A 15,899-nucleotide genomic window follows, 5' to 3' on the forward strand; every position below is an offset into this window, starting at 1 on the left:
ATAAGCCGGTGAAACTGACTTATGGCAGCTCTTTTCTGCTTGTGAAAAAGTTTGTAGAAGTTCATTTTATAAATAAAACGCTCCATTTGTCCAATTATAGCGCTATTTGGGGAGTAAGTAATTTGTAAGTATTGAGTAAGAAAAAAGAGATTTTTATAGTATATAATATTTATTACATCTACTTTTAACACCTGATACTAATAGTATGCTATAATATGAATTAGCAACAAAAAGGAAAGGAATTAGTAAAATGACATTAGAAAATACTAAAAATTTAAAAAAACAAGTTGCTCCATATGAAAAATCAACAATTAAAAAAAGTGTGTGGCAACTTATTAACACAGTCGTGCCATTTGTTGTTTTATGGTATCTCGCTTATAAAAGTTTGTCTGTTTCTTATCTGTTAGCATTAGTTCCATCTCTGTTAGCTGCTGGTTTTATGACGCGAATTTTCATAATTTTTCATGATTGTACCCATTATTCATTCTTTAAAAGTCGACGTGCAAATAGAATAGTAGGTTCATGTATGGGTGTGTTAACGTTATTCCCATTTGATCAATGGGGGCATGAGCATGCGATTCATCACGCTACAAGTGGTAATTTAGATAAGCGAGGTACAGGAGATATTTGGACGCTTACAGTCGATGAATATGTAGCTGCACCATTTAGACTTCGTTTAGCATATCGTTTATATCGCAATCCATTCGTTATGTTTGGATTAGGTCCGATTTATGTTTTCTTGCTTAAAAATAGATTTAACCGAAAAGGTGCAAGACAGAAAGAACGTATGAATACGTATTTGACGAATATTATTATCGTTGCTGTAGTAGCTATCCTTTGCTGGGCAATAGGGTGGCAATCGTTTCTGTTCGTACACGGTACGATATTCTTAATAGCAGGTTCAGTAGGGATTTGGCTGTTTTACGTACAGCACACTTTTGAGGATTCTTATTTTGAAGAGGATAAAGATTGGGAATATGTAAAAGCGGCAGTAGAAGGAAGTTCATTTTATAAACTTCCAAAAATCTTGCAATTCTTAACTGGTAATATTGGATTCCATCATGTTCACCATTTAAGCCCAAGAGTACCTAATTATAAGCTAGAAGAGGCACACAATAATACGCTTCCGTTAAAAAATGTACCAACAATTACACTTGCTACAAGCTTACAATCACTACGTTTCCGTCTTTGGGATGAGAAAAGTAACAATTTTGTTAGCTTTAAAGATGTAAAAAATATAATTAAAAATAATGTTTCTGTTCGGGTGAAATCGGAATTATAATTTCATCGGCTATAAAACTCCCCTTAATCATTTTCGATTTAAGGGGAGTTTTTGTTATATATAACGGATATTGAGGACGTGGAATACTCATATGTAGGTATAAATTCAAGGATACGATAATCATATTATGTAAATAAGATGAAACATCATTATTTTTTATTATTGTGAAGGATATCATACATATATAATGGAAAGCAAAAGGTGGATGAGAGTAATGATGAGAACAGAAACAACGTAATAAAATAATTCTTTCAAAAGGAAGGGGAAATGAAAGATGTTGAAATTACAAGGAAAATACAATGAAGCGAAAGTATTTACGAATAACGTTGATGAGACTGCGACAGGGCAGATTATTGATCTTTGTAACCAAGAATTTGTAAAGGATAGTCAAATTCGTATTATGCCAGATACACATGCGGGAGCAGGGTGTACGATTGGGACAACGATGACAATACAAGATAAAATCGTTCCTAATCTTGTAGGGGTAGACATTGGTTGTGGTATGGAAGTTGTTGTAATTGATAAGAAAAAAGAAGAAATTAATTTTGATTATTTAGACGAAACAATTCGTAAATTCGTTCCAAGTGGTTTTCGTATCCGAGATAAAGAACATCGATTCTCAAAAATGATTGATTTTGATGGTGTGAGAGCACCATTTACATTACAACGCGCTCAAAAAAGTATAGGTACTCTTGGAGGAGGGAATCATTTCATCGAACTAAATGAAGACGATAAAGGGAATGTATATATTGTCATTCATAGTGGTTCTCGTAATTTAGGAAAGCAAATAGCAGAGTATTATCAGAACTTCGCATATGAACAACTCATTGATGTTACATCAATGAAAGATGAGATTATTAAGAGATTAATGAAAGAGGGGAGAGAAAAAGAAATACAAGAAACTTTACGTGGAATAAAGAAGCCTAATATTCGAAAAGAATTAGCTTATTTAGAAGGACAGGGATTCAAAGATTATATGAATGACATGAGTATTGCCCAAAAGTATGCTGAGTTAAATCGTAAAGCAATGATTGATGAAATTGTTACGAAAATGGACTGGAAAGTAACCGATCAATTTACTACAATACATAACTATATAGACATAGAAAATATGATTCTACGAAAAGGTGCTATTTCAGCTCAGAAAGATGAACGAGTCATTATTCCAATTAACATGAGAGACGGTTCAATTATTGCATTTGGTAAAGGTAATCCAGACTGGAATTTTTCTGGTCCGCATGGGGCAGGACGTATCATGAGTCGGAAGAAGGCTAAAGAATTATTGAGTCTAGAGGACTTCCAAAATACGATGACAGAAGTTTGGACTACATCGGTAGCAGAGAGCATAATTGATGAGGCACCAATGGTATACAAGCCAATGAATGAAATTATCGAAAATACGAAAGAGACAATAGATATAAAGCATATTATTAAGCCATTATATAATTTTAAAGCGAATTAAAATGATAAAAGACCGCACATGAAGTGAAAGCCATGTGCGGTCTTTTATATAAGCAGGGTATTACATCGTCTCTCTAATTTTAGTTTCACTATTAGTGTTAGTAGAAATTCTTTTCTTAACTTTTAAGTGATAATAAGTGTAGCAAAAGATAATAAATGGTACAGTGCAATAGATTCCAAGTCGTTGTTCAGGGATAAAGATAAGACTAATTAATATAATGCCATACAATCCAAAACCAAGAATTGGTACAAGTGGATAAAGTGGAGTTTTGAACTTTAAGTCTTCTAATTTTCCGCCGTCTGCTACATAATGTTTACGGAAAAAGAATTGAGAAACACAAATTGACATCCAAACAATGATTGTTATGACTCCGGAGATGGAAATTAACCATAGGTAAACAGTTTCAGCAGCTACTACGCTTGTCAAAAGAGAAAAAGCAGAAATAGCAATTGTCATAATTAAAGCATTTAGAGGTATTCCTCGTAATGATAATTTCTTTAAAAAGGCTGGAGCCATTTCATTTTTGGATAATGACCAAAGCATGCGAGTTGCTGCGTACAATCCTGAATTGGCGACAGAAAGAACAGCAGTAAGAATAACAAAGTTCATAATATCAGCAGCATATGGAATACCGATATTATCAAAAACAGCAACGAACGGGCTTTTTGTTAATCCTGCTTCTTCCCAAGGAATTAAAGCAACGAGAACAAAGATTGCTAAGACGAAGAAAAACATCGTACGCCATATAATATTTCTAATAGAACGAGGTAAAGTTTTTGCTGGATCTTCACTTTCACCTGCAGCGATTCCAACAAGTTCTGTACCTTGGAAGGAATAATTGACTGTAACCATTGTTAATAGAATAGCTGCAAGTCCATTTGGGAATAAACCACCATGATTTACGAAATTTGATAATAGCGGAGCTGGTTCGTCGCCTTTCAAATCAATTAAACCGAACATAGCAGCGCCACCAAGGATAATAAAAGCGATAATGGCAGATACTTTTATACTTGAAAACCAAAATTCTGTTTCTGCATAACTACGAGCAGATAGTGCGTTAATCGTGAAGATTGTAACGCCAAATATTAAACACCAAACCCAAACAGGAATATCAGGAAACCAGCGCTGCATTGTAATGCCAGCGGTTGTAAATTCAAGGCCAGTCGTATTCGCCCAGCTTAACCAATACAACCATCCGATTGTAAAGCCAGTTGCAGGATTGATAAACTTAGTGGCATATTCCTGGAAAGACCCCGAAACAGGCATGGCTACAGCGAGTTCACCAAGACATAGCATAACGAAATACATTAATAATCCACCGGCCATAAAGGCAAGTACGGATCCACCAGGTCCAGCCTGACTTATAATAAAACCAGATCCGTTAAATAATCCCGTTCCAATCACACCACCCAGTGCAATCATGAATAAGTGTCTACTTTTCATCGTACGTTTTAATTCATTGTTTGTATTATTTACTTGCGCCATTGTTTTCCTCACTTTCGTAGTTGATAGCATAAAGTTTGATGTTTTTCCGTATTATGGAATGTATTCCGTGATGTGAAATCTTGTTATAATTTTCAGATAATTAAAAAGAAAAGTCAATATTTTTTTGTTTACGCTTTCAAATTATTGTTCGCGACATATTTTTATTTTTGGAAAATTGAATAAATGGATTGATTTCATTTCGAATGTTTGTTAAATTGATAGGTAATTGAGCGTACTAACATATTACAAGTGAAGTAGAGGTGAGTTATGGTACAGTCCATTGATCGAGCGATAAGTATTATAAAGTTATTAAATTCTACTAATGAAAAAGAGTATTGGGCCATTTCTGATATAGCGGACAGAACACATCTCCCAGTTAGTACAGTACATAGATTACTTAACTCTCTAATCGAGCATGGGCTAGTTACACAAATTTCAGAGACGAAACAGTACAAAATTGGACCAATGTGGATGGAAATAGGATTACGACAATTGGAGAAGGTAGACTACAGATCAGTTGCAAGAGAAGTAATGAAACGATTGGCCTATGAAGTGGAAGAAAGTGTGTATTTGAACATTCCAAATGGAACACATTCTATTATCATTGAAAGAATGGATAGCCCTTTAAAAATTCGAGTTATTGATAACTTAGGGGAACAGATTCCTCTTTCAATTGGTGCTGCAAATAAAACGATGCTTGCCAATATGAAACAGAATGAAATGGAATATATTGTTGAGCAACTACTTTCTACCCTACCAGAACAAAAGCAAATTCTTCTTGATCAAATAAAGCAAATAAGAAACGAAGGATATGCTGTCAGTTATGGAGAAAAAACAGAAGGGACAGCTTCAGTAGCTGCACCTATTATCGGATTTAATCATAAAGTAGTAGGAGCATTAAGTGTTGGGTTAATTAGTCATCGCATTAATGATGATCGACTTTCTTTTCTTATTAGTAAGGTAAAACAAGCAGCACATGAAATATCAATAAAAATCGGCAGTACATCAGAACTATAGTTTTGATAGCTGTCGTCATTTTTTATTCATATAATGGAATTCGTTTTCATAATACGGAAAAATAGGGGGATTTATATGTCAAAGTGGCAATCAAAAGAACAATTGATTCAATTATTAAGCGGTCTTGTTGAAATTCCTAGTATTACAGGTACAGAAGCTGAAGTGATATTGCCAGACTTCGTTGTGGAACAATTATCTGATTTACAGTACTTCAAAGAAAATCCGCACCATTTGCAAAAAAATCCGACAGGGGACGGACGATATTTTGTTACAGCACTAGTAAAGAAAAGCAATCGTACAAAAAATACCGTAATTTTAGTTAGTCACTTTGATGTTGTAGATGTGCAAGATTACGGAGTGTGGAAAGAAGATGCATTTAATCCTAAAAAGTTAACGTCTATGTTTTATTCTCATAAAGATGAATTACCAGACCATGTACGTGAAGATATAGAACAAGGAGATTGGCTGTTTGGTAGAGGAACAATGGACATGAAATGCGGCCTCACGTTACAAATGGCGATGATTGAGCAAGCCTGTGAAGGAAGATTTGATGGGAATGTTCTTTTATTGGCCGTACCAGATGAAGAAGTAAACTCTGTAGGGATGAGAGCTGCTGTTCCAAGATTATTAGATTTAGCAAGAGAACATGATTTAGAGTATAAAACGGTACTAAATTCAGAGCCTATGTTTGCAAGACATCCTGGTGACCAAAATAAGTATATTTACACTGGTTCTATTGGTAAAGTGTTACCTGGTTTTCTTTGCTACGGAAAAGAGACACATGTAGGTGAACCTTTTGCAGGCTTAAATGGGAGTTATATGGCTTCATTAATAACAGCAGAATTAGAGTTGAATACAGACCTTTGTGATATTGTAGAAGGGGAAGCGAGTCCTCCGCCAACTAATTTACTTCAAAGGGACTTAAAGGAGGATTACTCTGTACAAATTCCGCATCGTGCAGTCACGTTATTTAATTTGTTTTTACTAGAAAAATCAATGACAGATATCGTTTCATTGCTGCGTCAAAAAGTAACGAAAGTAGCAGGAAAAATAGAAGAATCATATGAGAAGCAAGCTTATCGTTTTTCTAAATATAATCCATTTATACCACCTAACCTCAAAGTAAATGTATTAACGTATGAAGAGCTTATCGCATATGCAATTGAACAACATGGGCAAGAGAAAATAAATGAAATTCAATTTAGCATTATAAAAAATAGAGAAGATAAAGATGATCGTGCGGTAACGATTGATTTAGTAGATAAACTAGCTATTTTATGTAAAGAAAAGGCGCCGATGATTGTACTTTTCTTCGCTCCGCCATATTATCCAGCTGTAAGTTCACGTAACAACCAGTTAATTAAAGAAGTAGTTGGAGAAATGGAAAGGTATGCACACTTCAATCATAATATTACATTTGAAAACCAAAACTATTTTGGAGGAATTTCAGATTTAAGCTATGTGGGCTTACAAAATCCATTACATTCAATGAGTTCACTTGTAGACAATATGCCATTATGGGATAAAGGTTACTCAATTCCACTTCAGGAACTAGAAGAATTTGACGTTCCAGTATTAAATATGGGGCCGGTAGGAAAAGATGCACATCAATGGACAGAACGTCTAGATGTAAATTACGCATTTGAAACGCTATTAGATATGTTACCGATTTGCATTGAAAAATTACTTGTTTCTAATAAAATTACACAAGTATAGTAGGGAAGGGGAAAATGAAATTATTTTAATATAATTAATAACTAAAACGGCCAAACTCAAGTAAATTCGAGTTTGGCCGTTTATCATGTAGTGCATTTCTAATTACATTCATGTGAATTTATAGTTTTACTTTTTCGTTTGACCAGATAGTTCGACAGACTTTTGTGTACAACGTTGCATAGCTGAAATGATGGCTGTTCGTAAGCCTTTTTCCTCTAAAGTTGCTACAGCTTCTATCGTTGTTCCGCCAGGGGAACAAACCATATCTTTCAATTCACCTGGATGTATTCCTGTTTCTAGTACCATCTTTGCAGATCCTAATACAGCTTGAGCTGCGAATTTATATGCTTGATTTCTTGGCATACCATCTAGTACAGCAGCATCTGCCATCGCTTCTATTATCATATATACGTATGCTGGTGAAGAGCCACTTACAGATGTTACAACATCCATTAACTTTTCACTTACAATCTCTGATTGACCAAAACTATTGAAAATGTTTAGCACATCTTCTAAATCTTTTTCTGTCACCATTTCATTCGGACATAATGCTGACATTCCTTCTCCAACAAGAGCAGGAGTATTAGGCATTACTCGTACAACTTTTAATTTTTTATTAAAGGCATTTTCAGTACTTTTAATACTTTTACCAGCAGCGATCGTAACGATGATAGCATCGTTTTTTATCACTTCTTTAATTTCGTTAATTACTAACGGGTATAAGTCTGGTTTAATTGATAAAATTAAAATATCAGCATTTTTAGCGACTTCATTGTTGTCAGTAGTTATAGATATTCCGTACTTTTCACTAGCATTTTCTAAATTCGTCGTGTTTAAATCTGAACACATGATTTTATTTGAAGACACTATCTTTTTGTTTAGCATCCCGCCAATTATAGCCATCCCCATATTTCCGCATCCGATGAATCCAATTTGTTTATCCATAATAATTCAATCTTGCTCCTTTTTAATAAATTATATCATTTCGAAAGTATTATCTTAATATAACAATAACATCTCTGTGCAATATAAAGAAACATTCTAAGAGAATATATTCCTTTTTGCAACATGAAAAGATAAAAATTAATTATATTCGACATTTTGTAAATGTATACACTATAATGTAAGGTTTATGTTTATAAATATGAGTTGAACTTATATTGATTTGTATTTTCATTCAGTAGGGCAATAACTTCATACAAGTAACTCGCAGCTCTATGTATTTTTAAAAATACCTCTTGACACTAAATCGAACTATATCGCATAATATAAAAAAATTAAACCGAAAATCGTTGAAGGGAAATAGTACATATGTCTTCTTGCGAAAGAGAGTGGAATTCACCGGCTGAAAGATTCCTCGTATAGAATATATCGAACCTATCCCTGAGTCTTAAATGAAAGTTTAGGCGTTCGCCTGCGTTATAGGCACCAAGTGGATATCTATGTATATCAATTAAGGTGGTACCGCGGAACAATGACCGTTTCGTCCTTTTTATTTTATTAAGGGCGAAGCGGTCATTTTTATTTTGCTCTTAAATAGGCTACGTGCAGCACTCATAAGAATAGAAATCGCTGCAAGCTGTATGAATAGAAATGTAATGTATAAAAAACTTTGATTTTAGACTTGGGGGATAAAAAAGTGAAGAAACAGCGAATAGTTGTAAAGATTGGGAGCAGTTCTTTGGCGGATAGTCATGGAGGCATTTCTAAAGAACAACTTTCAGATCATGTTGCCGCATTAGCTCGATTGAAAGAGGAAGGGCATGAAGTGTTGTTAATTACATCTGGGGCCGTTGCTGCAGGTTTTTCTGCTCTAGGATACCCTAGCAGACCTGTAACAATTAAAGGGAAACAGGCTGCAGCAGCTGTCGGACAAAGTTTATTAATGCAGGCGTACACGGAGGAATTTCGTAAATACGGTATCGTTACTGCGCAACTATTGCTGACGAGAAGTGATTTTTCTAGAAAAGAACAATATAGTAACGCTTACGCGACGTTAGGAGAGTTACTAAACCGTTCTGCTCTTCCAATTATTAATGAAAATGATTCCATCTCTTTAGAGGAGTTAACGTTCGGTAATAATGATATGCTGTCAGCTTTAGTAAGCGGACTTGTGTCGGCGGATATGCTGATGATTTTTACAGATGTGAACGGTTTATATGATAAAAATCCTCAGAAAAATGAGGATGCGAAAAAATATTATTTCCTTCCTGAAGTTACAGAAGAAATCGCTTCTCTTGCAGGAGATGCTAGCTCAAAACTTGGGACTGGCGGAATGAAATCAAAAATCGATGCTGCAAAGACAGCACTCTCTCTTGGGGTAAGTGTATTTATCGGTACAGGACGTGGACAAGAGAAATTTGTTGATGTTTTGAAGGGGAAAGGTGACGGAACGTATGTCGGAAATGCCCCTCAAAAAGAAATGAAGATGAACAAGCAGTGGATTGCCTTGCATTCGGTTGTTAGCGGTCAAATTGAAATAGACGCTGGAGCAACTACAGCTATCATTCAGCATGGCAAGAGTCTTCTTCCTGCGGGTGTTACAAATGTGTCAGGATTTTTCAAAGTTGGCGATGTTGTAGAAGTCATGACGCAACAAGGGCGCGTAATTGGAAAAGGACAATGCACATATAGCGCAGAGGAATTAAGAGAGATAAAAGGTATGCAAAGCCAACATATTCAAGCAAGAGGCGAAAGGCATAATTATGAAGTCATCCATAGGGATCATTGGGTTTCACTTTAAGAATAGTGATGTTAAAAAGGAGGAAATAAAAATGAATGAAGTGTTAGCAAAGGGGAAAAGAGCGAAAGAGGTTGCTAGGGAACTGGTACTAAAATCTACACATCAAAAAAACGAAGCACTTGATGCAATTGCAAATCAATTAATAAGTGAAACAGCTTATATTTTAGAGGAAAACAAACGCGATATTGAAGAAGGTAAGGCAAAAGGATTTTCGGATTCACTCCTTGATCGTCTTATGCTAACTGAAAATCGTATTATTGATATGACAGAGGGGATTAAGCAGCTAATTGAATTACGTGATCCTGTAGGAGAATGTGTAAGTGCATGGGAAAGGCCAAATGGACTATCTATTCAGGAGATGCGTGTACCACTTGGTGTTGTTGGCATGATTTATGAGGCAAGACCGAATGTGACGGTGGATGCTGCTACAATTTGTTTAAAAACTGGAAACGCAGTCATATTACGTGGTAGTTCTTCTGCTATTCATTCTAATAAGGCGATCGTTGCCGTTATTCACAGGGCGCTCAAACAAACAAGCTTACCTCAAGAAAGCGTACAGCTTATAGAAGATACAACGCGAGATAGCGCAAAGCAGTTATTTACAATGAATGATTATTTAGACGTTCTTATTCCAAGAGGTGGCAAACAATTAATCGATACTGTTGTGAGAGAAGCGTCTGTTCCAGTACTTGAAACAGGTGCGGGAAATTGTCATATTTTTATTGATAAAACAGCGAATAAGCAAATGGCAATTGATATTATTATAAACGCAAAAACGCAGAGACCATCTGTATGTAATGCGATTGAAACGATTGTACTTCATGAGAAGTGGGCACAGCAATATGGTAGCGAGTTGTTTTCTTCTTTGAAGGCAAGAGGCGTGGAGCTACGTGGTGATCAAAAAGCATTGGCAATTGATTCATCAATTGTACTTGCTTCAGAAGAAGACTGGGGGACAGAATTTTTATCTCTCACGCTAGCAGTTAAATTAGTTTCTTCTATAGAAGAAGCGATTCACCACATAAATACGTATGGATCTATGCATTCTGAAGCGATTATTTCAGAAAACGAGGAAAACGTCAGCAAATTTTTCGTATCTGTTGATGCTGCTGCGCTGTATCACAATGCATCAACTCGTTTTACTGATGGAGCTGAATTCGGATTCGGAGCTGAGATTGGCATCAGTACACAAAAGCTACACGTAAGGGGACCAATGGGACTTCCTGCATTAACTTCTACAAAATACGTCATTCGTGGAAATGGACAAATTCGAAAATAAAAATAAAAGACACTCAATTTTCGTTTGGGTGTCTTTTATTTTAAAAATTATTTACCATACAAAAAGCCCAACAAGCATAGCGCTTAATAAGGAAACAGCCATTCCGCTCACAAGAAGCTTCCAAACATTTTTCCCGATGACTGATGATTTTTCGCCGCCAAATAATGAATTGTAAGTTCCATAAATCATACCTACTGTACTAAAGTTAGCAAAAGAAGCTAGAAATGTTGTGGCAACCGCAACTGTATGCGGTTGTAAAGACTTTAAGTTTGATTTTAAATCCATCATTGCAACAAATTCATTCGTCGTTATTTTGATCCCCATTAGTTCAGCTACATACATAGCATCACTGCCCGATAAACCGAGTAAAAAAGCGAAAGGACTAAAGATAATAGAGAAGATTTTTTGAATTGTTAAACCCGTTACAAAAAATCCTAAAATCCCATTTAAACATGCTGTTAAAGCTACATATCCAATTACCATAGCTAAAATAACGATAACCATATTCATCCCGACTAACATACTGTTGGAAATAGTAGAAAAGAAATCCTTTTTTTCATGTTTGGAAGGTGAATAAACAACATCTTCTTCTTTCGAAACTTCCACAGGATTTAATACATTGGCTAAAATTAATGCGTTAATACAGTTTAATGGGATTGCGCTGAAAATATATGTTGCTGGAACCATTGATAAATAAGCACCAAGAATGGATCCGCTGACGCTACTCATACTCATAATTCCAAAAGTCAGCAGACGATTTTCTTTTAAAACAGATAATTGATCCCGAACAACAGCAAGCGCTTCGGTGTTCCCTAAAAACATCATTTGAATCGAAAAGAAGCTTTCTAACTTTGGTAAACGAGAAATCTTTGAAATAATTGCACCTACTTTATCAATAATCCAAGTTAAGATTCCAAAGTAAGAAAGAATATCAAAGAACGTGATAACAAAAATGATAGGAAGTAATGCGCTAAAGAAGAAATCAATTGTTTGATTTTCCATAGCAGAAGGAAATGCAAATCGAATTCCTTCATTCGCACATGCTAGTAGCCAACTGAAAAATGAAGCAATTTTATTAATGATAATACTGCCTAGCTTTGTGCCTAACATAAACCACGTAATAAAAAGCTCCAATATGATGAGAATTACAATTGGTCTCCATTTTATATGTTTTTTATTAGGCGAACATAAGTAAACAATTAATATGACAACGAAAATCCCTAACATATTCAATATGAAATACATGTCAACAACTCCTTGAGGCTTATTATTTGTATATAAAAAAGCTCCTATTCTTCTTAATTTAGAATGAATGTATTTCAACTAAAATTTTGTTAATTCTAAAAATGTAGAAGGTAAAATTCGATAAAAATAGAATTTAATATATAGCAAACAAGGAGGGATAAAAATGGAGGTCTATCACATAACGAGTAGAAAGAGGGAAACTTATAACGTTCAAGTGAAATATTCGATACTTTTCGAATGTGCTCTTGGAATTGCTGCGATTACTCATAAGCGGTTAATTGATACTCTTGAAAAGAGCCAAAATGAATGGGAAGAAATTAAGAAATCATTAACAGAAGAAATGAGAGAGCACTTACAATTTGTCGAAGAACATAATACGTGGAAAGCATTGCTTCAGTTGTTGTATGAAGAAGATTTTCACGATGTATCGCAGTTTCATACTACAATCGATTCACTTTCAGAAGAAGATTTGAAGTATATATGTTTACCGTTTTTAGGGGAGAAGTATGAGGAGAAAAGACGTTTAGCTGCAAGTACAGATGTAACTGCAATACATGAACTAATGGAACTGACAAAAGATCATCAGTTTTTCTCTACTTATATTCGTTTTATATGCGATGTTGATGTACAAGTGCTGAAAGCTCATTTAATTGCTGTTATGACAGGATGGTACGACAGTGTTATTAAAAGAGAGGAAGAACAAATACTTTCTATATTCAAACGAGATTATGAAGCAAAGAATGAAATGAATAAAAAGATGAAACCAGAAGAGTTTGTCGAGTGGGCTACAGGTGGCGTTCATTATATGCCAGAACCAAGTGTTCATTACGTACTTCTTATCCCGCAAATAACGTACAGACCGTGGAATATTGAGGCGGATGTTGAAGATACAAAAGTATTTCATTATCCAGTTGCAAACGAAAGTATCCATCCTGAAGATCCATATGAACCGAATTTTTTTTTAGTTCAAAAACATAAAGCTCTTGGAGATGAAGCGAGATTACGCATTGTAAAAATGTTGTTCGAAAAAGAACGAACATTGCAGGAAATTACAGAAAGATTGCAACTTAGTAAATCGACTGTACACCATCATTTGAAATTGTTACGTGCAGCGAAGTTGGTTGATATACATGACGGAAAGTATGTATTGAGGAAGAAAGCAGTACAGTCTTTAGCGAAAGAATTAGATATGTTTTTGAATAGATAATTAACAACGAGAATGTACATAAAGGGAGGAATATAAAAGAAAAGTTGGTGTATGAAATTGAAAAATGTATTGAAAAATCGCTCGTTCTTTTTTATGTGGATTGGTAGTGCAATCTCAGAATTAGGAGGGGGGTTCGGAACGTTATGTAATTCAATTCTAGTATATGAGTTAACAGGATCGGAAATGGCTTTAAGTAGTATGTGGCTATTATATTTCATCCCATCACTCATACTGCAATTAATCAGTGGCCCATTTATTGATAAATGGAGTCGGAAGTGGATTATGATTTTTTCACAATGGATACGAGCGTCCGTATTCTTATTACCTTTGATAATGTTAGTTTCCGGTAGTTTAGAAGTTTGGCACATTTATGTTGTTCAAATTGTAGTGGGACTTATTACACCACTTTATACACCTGCAAGTCAAGCAATTACACCGAGCATTGTAGGGAAAGAACAACTTCAAGATGCAAATGCGTACATTGATGGAATGACTCGTCTTATGATGTTTCTTGCGCCAGTATTAGGTGGAGTAGTCATTCATTTGATTGGCACAGAACTTGCGTTATCTTTCGTATGCATTTGTTTATTTGTTAGTGGCACTTTCTTACTTTATATAAAAGAAAATAGAACGTCGCAACCTATTCGGAAAACATGGCTAGAACAGTTTCTTCACGGTTTTACATATTTTTTCACAAAACCAATCATCGTTTGGCTCGGTATATTTTTTACTTTCGTTCAATTTGGAGTAGGAGTAACAATGGTCACAAACCTTCCTTATATAAAAAGCGAGCTGTCAGCGGGATATGTGGAATTTGGTTATTTTATGGCCGGATTTCCACTTGGCTATGTAGTTGGATCTATACTAGTCGGAAAAGTAACATATAAAAGCCGGCGTATACTTATGCTTGGAGGATTGTTTATAGGGGGGCTCACATACATTTCGCTAGGGTTCAATCATAGTATTATCATTGCAATAATAATTGAAGTAATAGCAGGGATTTGTATTGCATTTTTCAATGTTCATAACACAACGATATGCCAACAGTCAGTTCCGAACAATATGATAGGACAAGTATTTTCAGTGCGATTATTTTTCATACGATCCGCTATGCCGTTAGGTGTGTTAGTAGGGGGAATATTGAGTGAAATGTGGGGAGTAAGAGCGCTATATTTAATCATCGGTGCAATTATATGTGTCACCTCTTTAATAGGAATGTTACTTCCGTATTTCAAGTTTTTAGATGGGGCAGTTGAAGAGAAAACAGCGTAATTCGAAAAACTTAAACTTTATAATTGAAAATAATTATCATAATCAACTATAATGTAAGAATAGTAGTATTCGTATTACAAAGAGGGAGTGGGATATATGTTTATCGAAACGAAAACATTTACAGTAAAAGAAGGTACATCAAATATAGTTGTAGAACGTTTTACTGGAGAAGGTATTATTGAAAAATTTGAAGGCTTTATCGATTTAAGTGTTCTTGTGAAAAAAGTAAGACGAGGCGACGAAGAAGTAGTCGTTATGATTCGCTGGGAATCTGAAGAAGCTTGGAAAAACTGGGAAACAAGTGAAGAACATTTAGCTGGACATAGAGCGAGCCGTGGTAAACCAAAACCAGATCATATTATTAATGTGGATCACGCAGTTTATTATGTGAAATCATCGAAAGCGGCTTATCAGAAGTCGTAATATATATAACGGTAGAGGATATTTGTTTATTAAGAAACAAATATCCTCTTTTTTTTGATTTATAGTAAAATATGGATGTGATAAATGTTTATTTGTAAATGGAGGTAAATGAAGTGAAAAGAATATTACTAATGACATCTTTGGCAACGATATTATTATCAGCGTGTAGTAATAATAATGTGAAAAAAGAAGTATTTAAGAATGAGGAAGAAAAACGTGAAAGCAGTGCAAACATAGTAGAGCAGAAGGAATATATCATTATTGATAAGAAACATAATGATATATTTCTAAAAGATGCTAGCTCAAATAAAGAAGACAGTGTGAAAGTAAGTTTAAATGATTTAAACTCAACAAAATGGAAGGCGCCTAAAAGAAACGGTATCCTAGATATAGGTGATCATATCTCTTTGGAGAAAGAAGAGGGTAAATATACACCTACATTAGTAAAAGATCTTGTTGGTGAAATAAAATATGATGGTACAATTAAATATAAAATTTTAGAAGCAACTAGTAAATCGGTAAAGTGGTTTCCGCTAAATAAAGAGAACAATGGAGGATATGTTCCGCCAGAGATGGTAAAAGTAGTGAACGCTTCGAAAATAAAAGCTGGAGACATTGTAACGATTCAAGATAAAACAAAAAGCAGTGAAGATGTAATTATATATGAACTGACAATTGTTGAATAAGTATGTAGAAGATGAAAGATATAAGAGAAGTAAAATATATAGGTAACGAATAACTCCTTAATAATGTGTGTGGAGGTTACAA

General features: G+C 34.8%; 13 protein-coding genes and 1 other annotated feature. Of the genes, 10 read left to right on the plus strand and 3 right to left on the minus strand.

All coding sequences use genetic code 11. The features are described from left to right. Positions 1 to 250 precede the first annotated feature (250 nt). Positions 251 to 1,282, plus strand: coding sequence for a Delta(5) desaturase DesA (gene desA / locus QCI73_RS12605; RefSeq protein ID WP_353823034.1), 1,032 nt, complete (start codon positions 251 to 253; stop codon positions 1,280 to 1,282). 274 nt (positions 1,283 to 1,556) lie between these two features. Beyond that, a complete protein-coding gene (locus QCI73_RS12610) occupies positions 1,557 to 2,744 on the plus strand; it encodes an RtcB family protein (protein ID WP_353823035.1) in 1,188 nt (395 codons plus the stop codon). Between the two features lie 60 nt (positions 2,745 to 2,804). Here the strand turns inward: QCI73_RS12610 and QCI73_RS12615 are convergent, their stop codons facing one another. Continuing rightward, entirely contained in the window at positions 2,805 to 4,229 is a 1,425-nt protein-coding gene (locus QCI73_RS12615) for an amino acid permease (RefSeq protein WP_353823036.1), read from the minus strand. 267 nt (positions 4,230 to 4,496) lie between these two features. Between QCI73_RS12615 and QCI73_RS12620 the strand changes: the two genes are divergently transcribed. Both QCI73_RS12620 and QCI73_RS12625 read left to right on the plus strand, forming a co-directional pair. Continuing rightward, positions 4,497 to 5,246 carry an IclR family transcriptional regulator gene (locus tag QCI73_RS12620; protein ID WP_353823037.1) on the plus strand — a complete coding sequence of 250 codons (750 nt, stop codon included), beginning with the start codon at positions 4,497 to 4,499 and terminating at the stop codon, positions 5,244 to 5,246. A gap of 75 nt (positions 5,247 to 5,321) precedes the next feature. Next, entirely contained in the window at positions 5,322 to 6,962 is a 1,641-nt protein-coding gene (locus QCI73_RS12625) for a M20/M25/M40 family metallo-hydrolase (RefSeq protein ID WP_353823038.1), read from the plus strand. Positions 6,963 to 7,088: 126 nt separating this feature from the next. Here the strand turns inward: QCI73_RS12625 and proC are convergent, their stop codons facing one another. Continuing rightward, on the minus strand, positions 7,089 to 7,907 hold the full coding sequence (gene proC / locus QCI73_RS12630) for a pyrroline-5-carboxylate reductase (protein ID WP_353823039.1): 819 nt from the start codon (positions 7,905 to 7,907) through the stop codon (positions 7,089 to 7,091). A gap of 338 nt (positions 7,908 to 8,245) precedes the next feature. Beyond that, positions 8,246 to 8,456 (plus strand) — a binding site (T-box leader). Between the two features lie 145 nt (positions 8,457 to 8,601). Between proC and proB the strand changes: the two genes are divergently transcribed. Together proB and proA are read left to right on the plus strand one after the other, a co-directional pair. Continuing rightward, positions 8,602 to 9,705, plus strand: a complete 1,104-nt coding sequence (gene proB / locus QCI73_RS12635) for a glutamate 5-kinase (RefSeq protein WP_353823040.1) — start codon at positions 8,602 to 8,604, stop codon at positions 9,703 to 9,705. 31 nt (positions 9,706 to 9,736) lie between these two features. Next, positions 9,737 to 10,984, plus strand: a complete 1,248-nt coding sequence (gene proA, locus QCI73_RS12640) for a gamma-glutamyl phosphate reductase (protein ID WP_327924001.1) — start codon at positions 9,737 to 9,739, stop codon at positions 10,982 to 10,984. A gap of 51 nt (positions 10,985 to 11,035) precedes the next feature. On the opposite strand, the gene QCI73_RS12645 is transcribed toward proA, so the two are convergent. Next, the gene (locus QCI73_RS12645) at positions 11,036 to 12,229 is read right to left on the minus strand and encodes a NupC/NupG family nucleoside CNT transporter (protein ID WP_000273608.1); all 1,194 of its coding nucleotides are present in this window, start codon (positions 12,227 to 12,229) and stop codon (positions 11,036 to 11,038) included. 163 nt (positions 12,230 to 12,392) lie between these two features. Between QCI73_RS12645 and QCI73_RS12650 the strand changes: the two genes are divergently transcribed. The 4 genes from QCI73_RS12650 to QCI73_RS12665 all read left to right on the plus strand — a co-directional run bounded on the left by QCI73_RS12650 (position 12,393) and on the right by QCI73_RS12665 (position 15,817). Beyond that, positions 12,393 to 13,436 carry an ArsR/SmtB family transcription factor gene (locus QCI73_RS12650; RefSeq protein ID WP_353823041.1) on the plus strand — a complete coding sequence of 348 codons (1,044 nt, stop codon included), beginning with the start codon at positions 12,393 to 12,395 and terminating at the stop codon, positions 13,434 to 13,436. 51 nt (positions 13,437 to 13,487) lie between these two features. Further along, complete coding sequence (locus QCI73_RS12655) at positions 13,488 to 14,708, plus strand: MFS transporter (protein WP_327923997.1); 1,221 nt, start codon at positions 13,488 to 13,490, stop codon at positions 14,706 to 14,708. 96 nt (positions 14,709 to 14,804) lie between these two features. Next, a complete protein-coding gene (gene hmoA, locus QCI73_RS12660; protein ID WP_262724842.1) occupies positions 14,805 to 15,131 on the plus strand; it encodes a heme-degrading monooxygenase HmoA in 327 nt (108 codons plus the stop codon). Between the two features lie 98 nt (positions 15,132 to 15,229). Next, positions 15,230 to 15,817 (plus strand): hypothetical protein, encoded by a 588-nt coding sequence (locus tag QCI73_RS12665; RefSeq protein ID WP_014893627.1) that lies wholly within the window; start codon positions 15,230 to 15,232, stop codon positions 15,815 to 15,817. Positions 15,818 to 15,899: the final 82 nt, after the last annotated feature.

This window comes from Bacillus cereus group sp. MG16, from assembly GCF_040459875.1.
Classification (GTDB): domain Bacteria; phylum Bacillota; class Bacilli; order Bacillales; family Bacillaceae_G; genus Bacillus_A; species Bacillus_A paranthracis.

Bases quoted from the DNA above. Each gene is read 5' to 3' on its own strand.
- desA (WP_353823034.1), top strand. From the start codon at position 251: ATGACATTAGAAAATACTAAAAATTTAAAAAAACAAGTTGCTCCATAT.
- QCI73_RS12615 (WP_353823036.1), bottom strand. From the start codon at position 4,229: ATGGCGCAAGTAAATAATACAAACAATGAATTAAAACGTACGATGAAA.
- QCI73_RS12610 (WP_353823035.1), top strand. From the start codon at position 1,557: ATGTTGAAATTACAAGGAAAATACAATGAAGCGAAAGTATTTACGAAT.
- proC (WP_353823039.1), bottom strand. From the start codon at position 7,907: ATGGATAAACAAATTGGATTCATCGGATGCGGAAATATGGGGATGGCT.
- QCI73_RS12620 (WP_353823037.1), top strand. From the start codon at position 4,497: ATGGTACAGTCCATTGATCGAGCGATAAGTATTATAAAGTTATTAAAT.
- hmoA (WP_262724842.1), top strand. From the start codon at position 14,805: ATGTTTATCGAAACGAAAACATTTACAGTAAAAGAAGGTACATCAAAT.
- QCI73_RS12625 (WP_353823038.1), top strand. From the start codon at position 5,322: ATGTCAAAGTGGCAATCAAAAGAACAATTGATTCAATTATTAAGCGGT.
- QCI73_RS12650 (WP_353823041.1), top strand. From the start codon at position 12,393: ATGGAGGTCTATCACATAACGAGTAGAAAGAGGGAAACTTATAACGTT.
- QCI73_RS12645 (WP_000273608.1), bottom strand. From the start codon at position 12,229: ATGTATTTCATATTGAATATGTTAGGGATTTTCGTTGTCATATTAATT.
- QCI73_RS12655 (WP_327923997.1), top strand. From the start codon at position 13,488: ATGAAATTGAAAAATGTATTGAAAAATCGCTCGTTCTTTTTTATGTGG.
- proA (WP_327924001.1), top strand. From the start codon at position 9,737: ATGAATGAAGTGTTAGCAAAGGGGAAAAGAGCGAAAGAGGTTGCTAGG.
- QCI73_RS12665 (WP_014893627.1), top strand. From the start codon at position 15,230: ATGGAGGTAAATGAAGTGAAAAGAATATTACTAATGACATCTTTGGCA.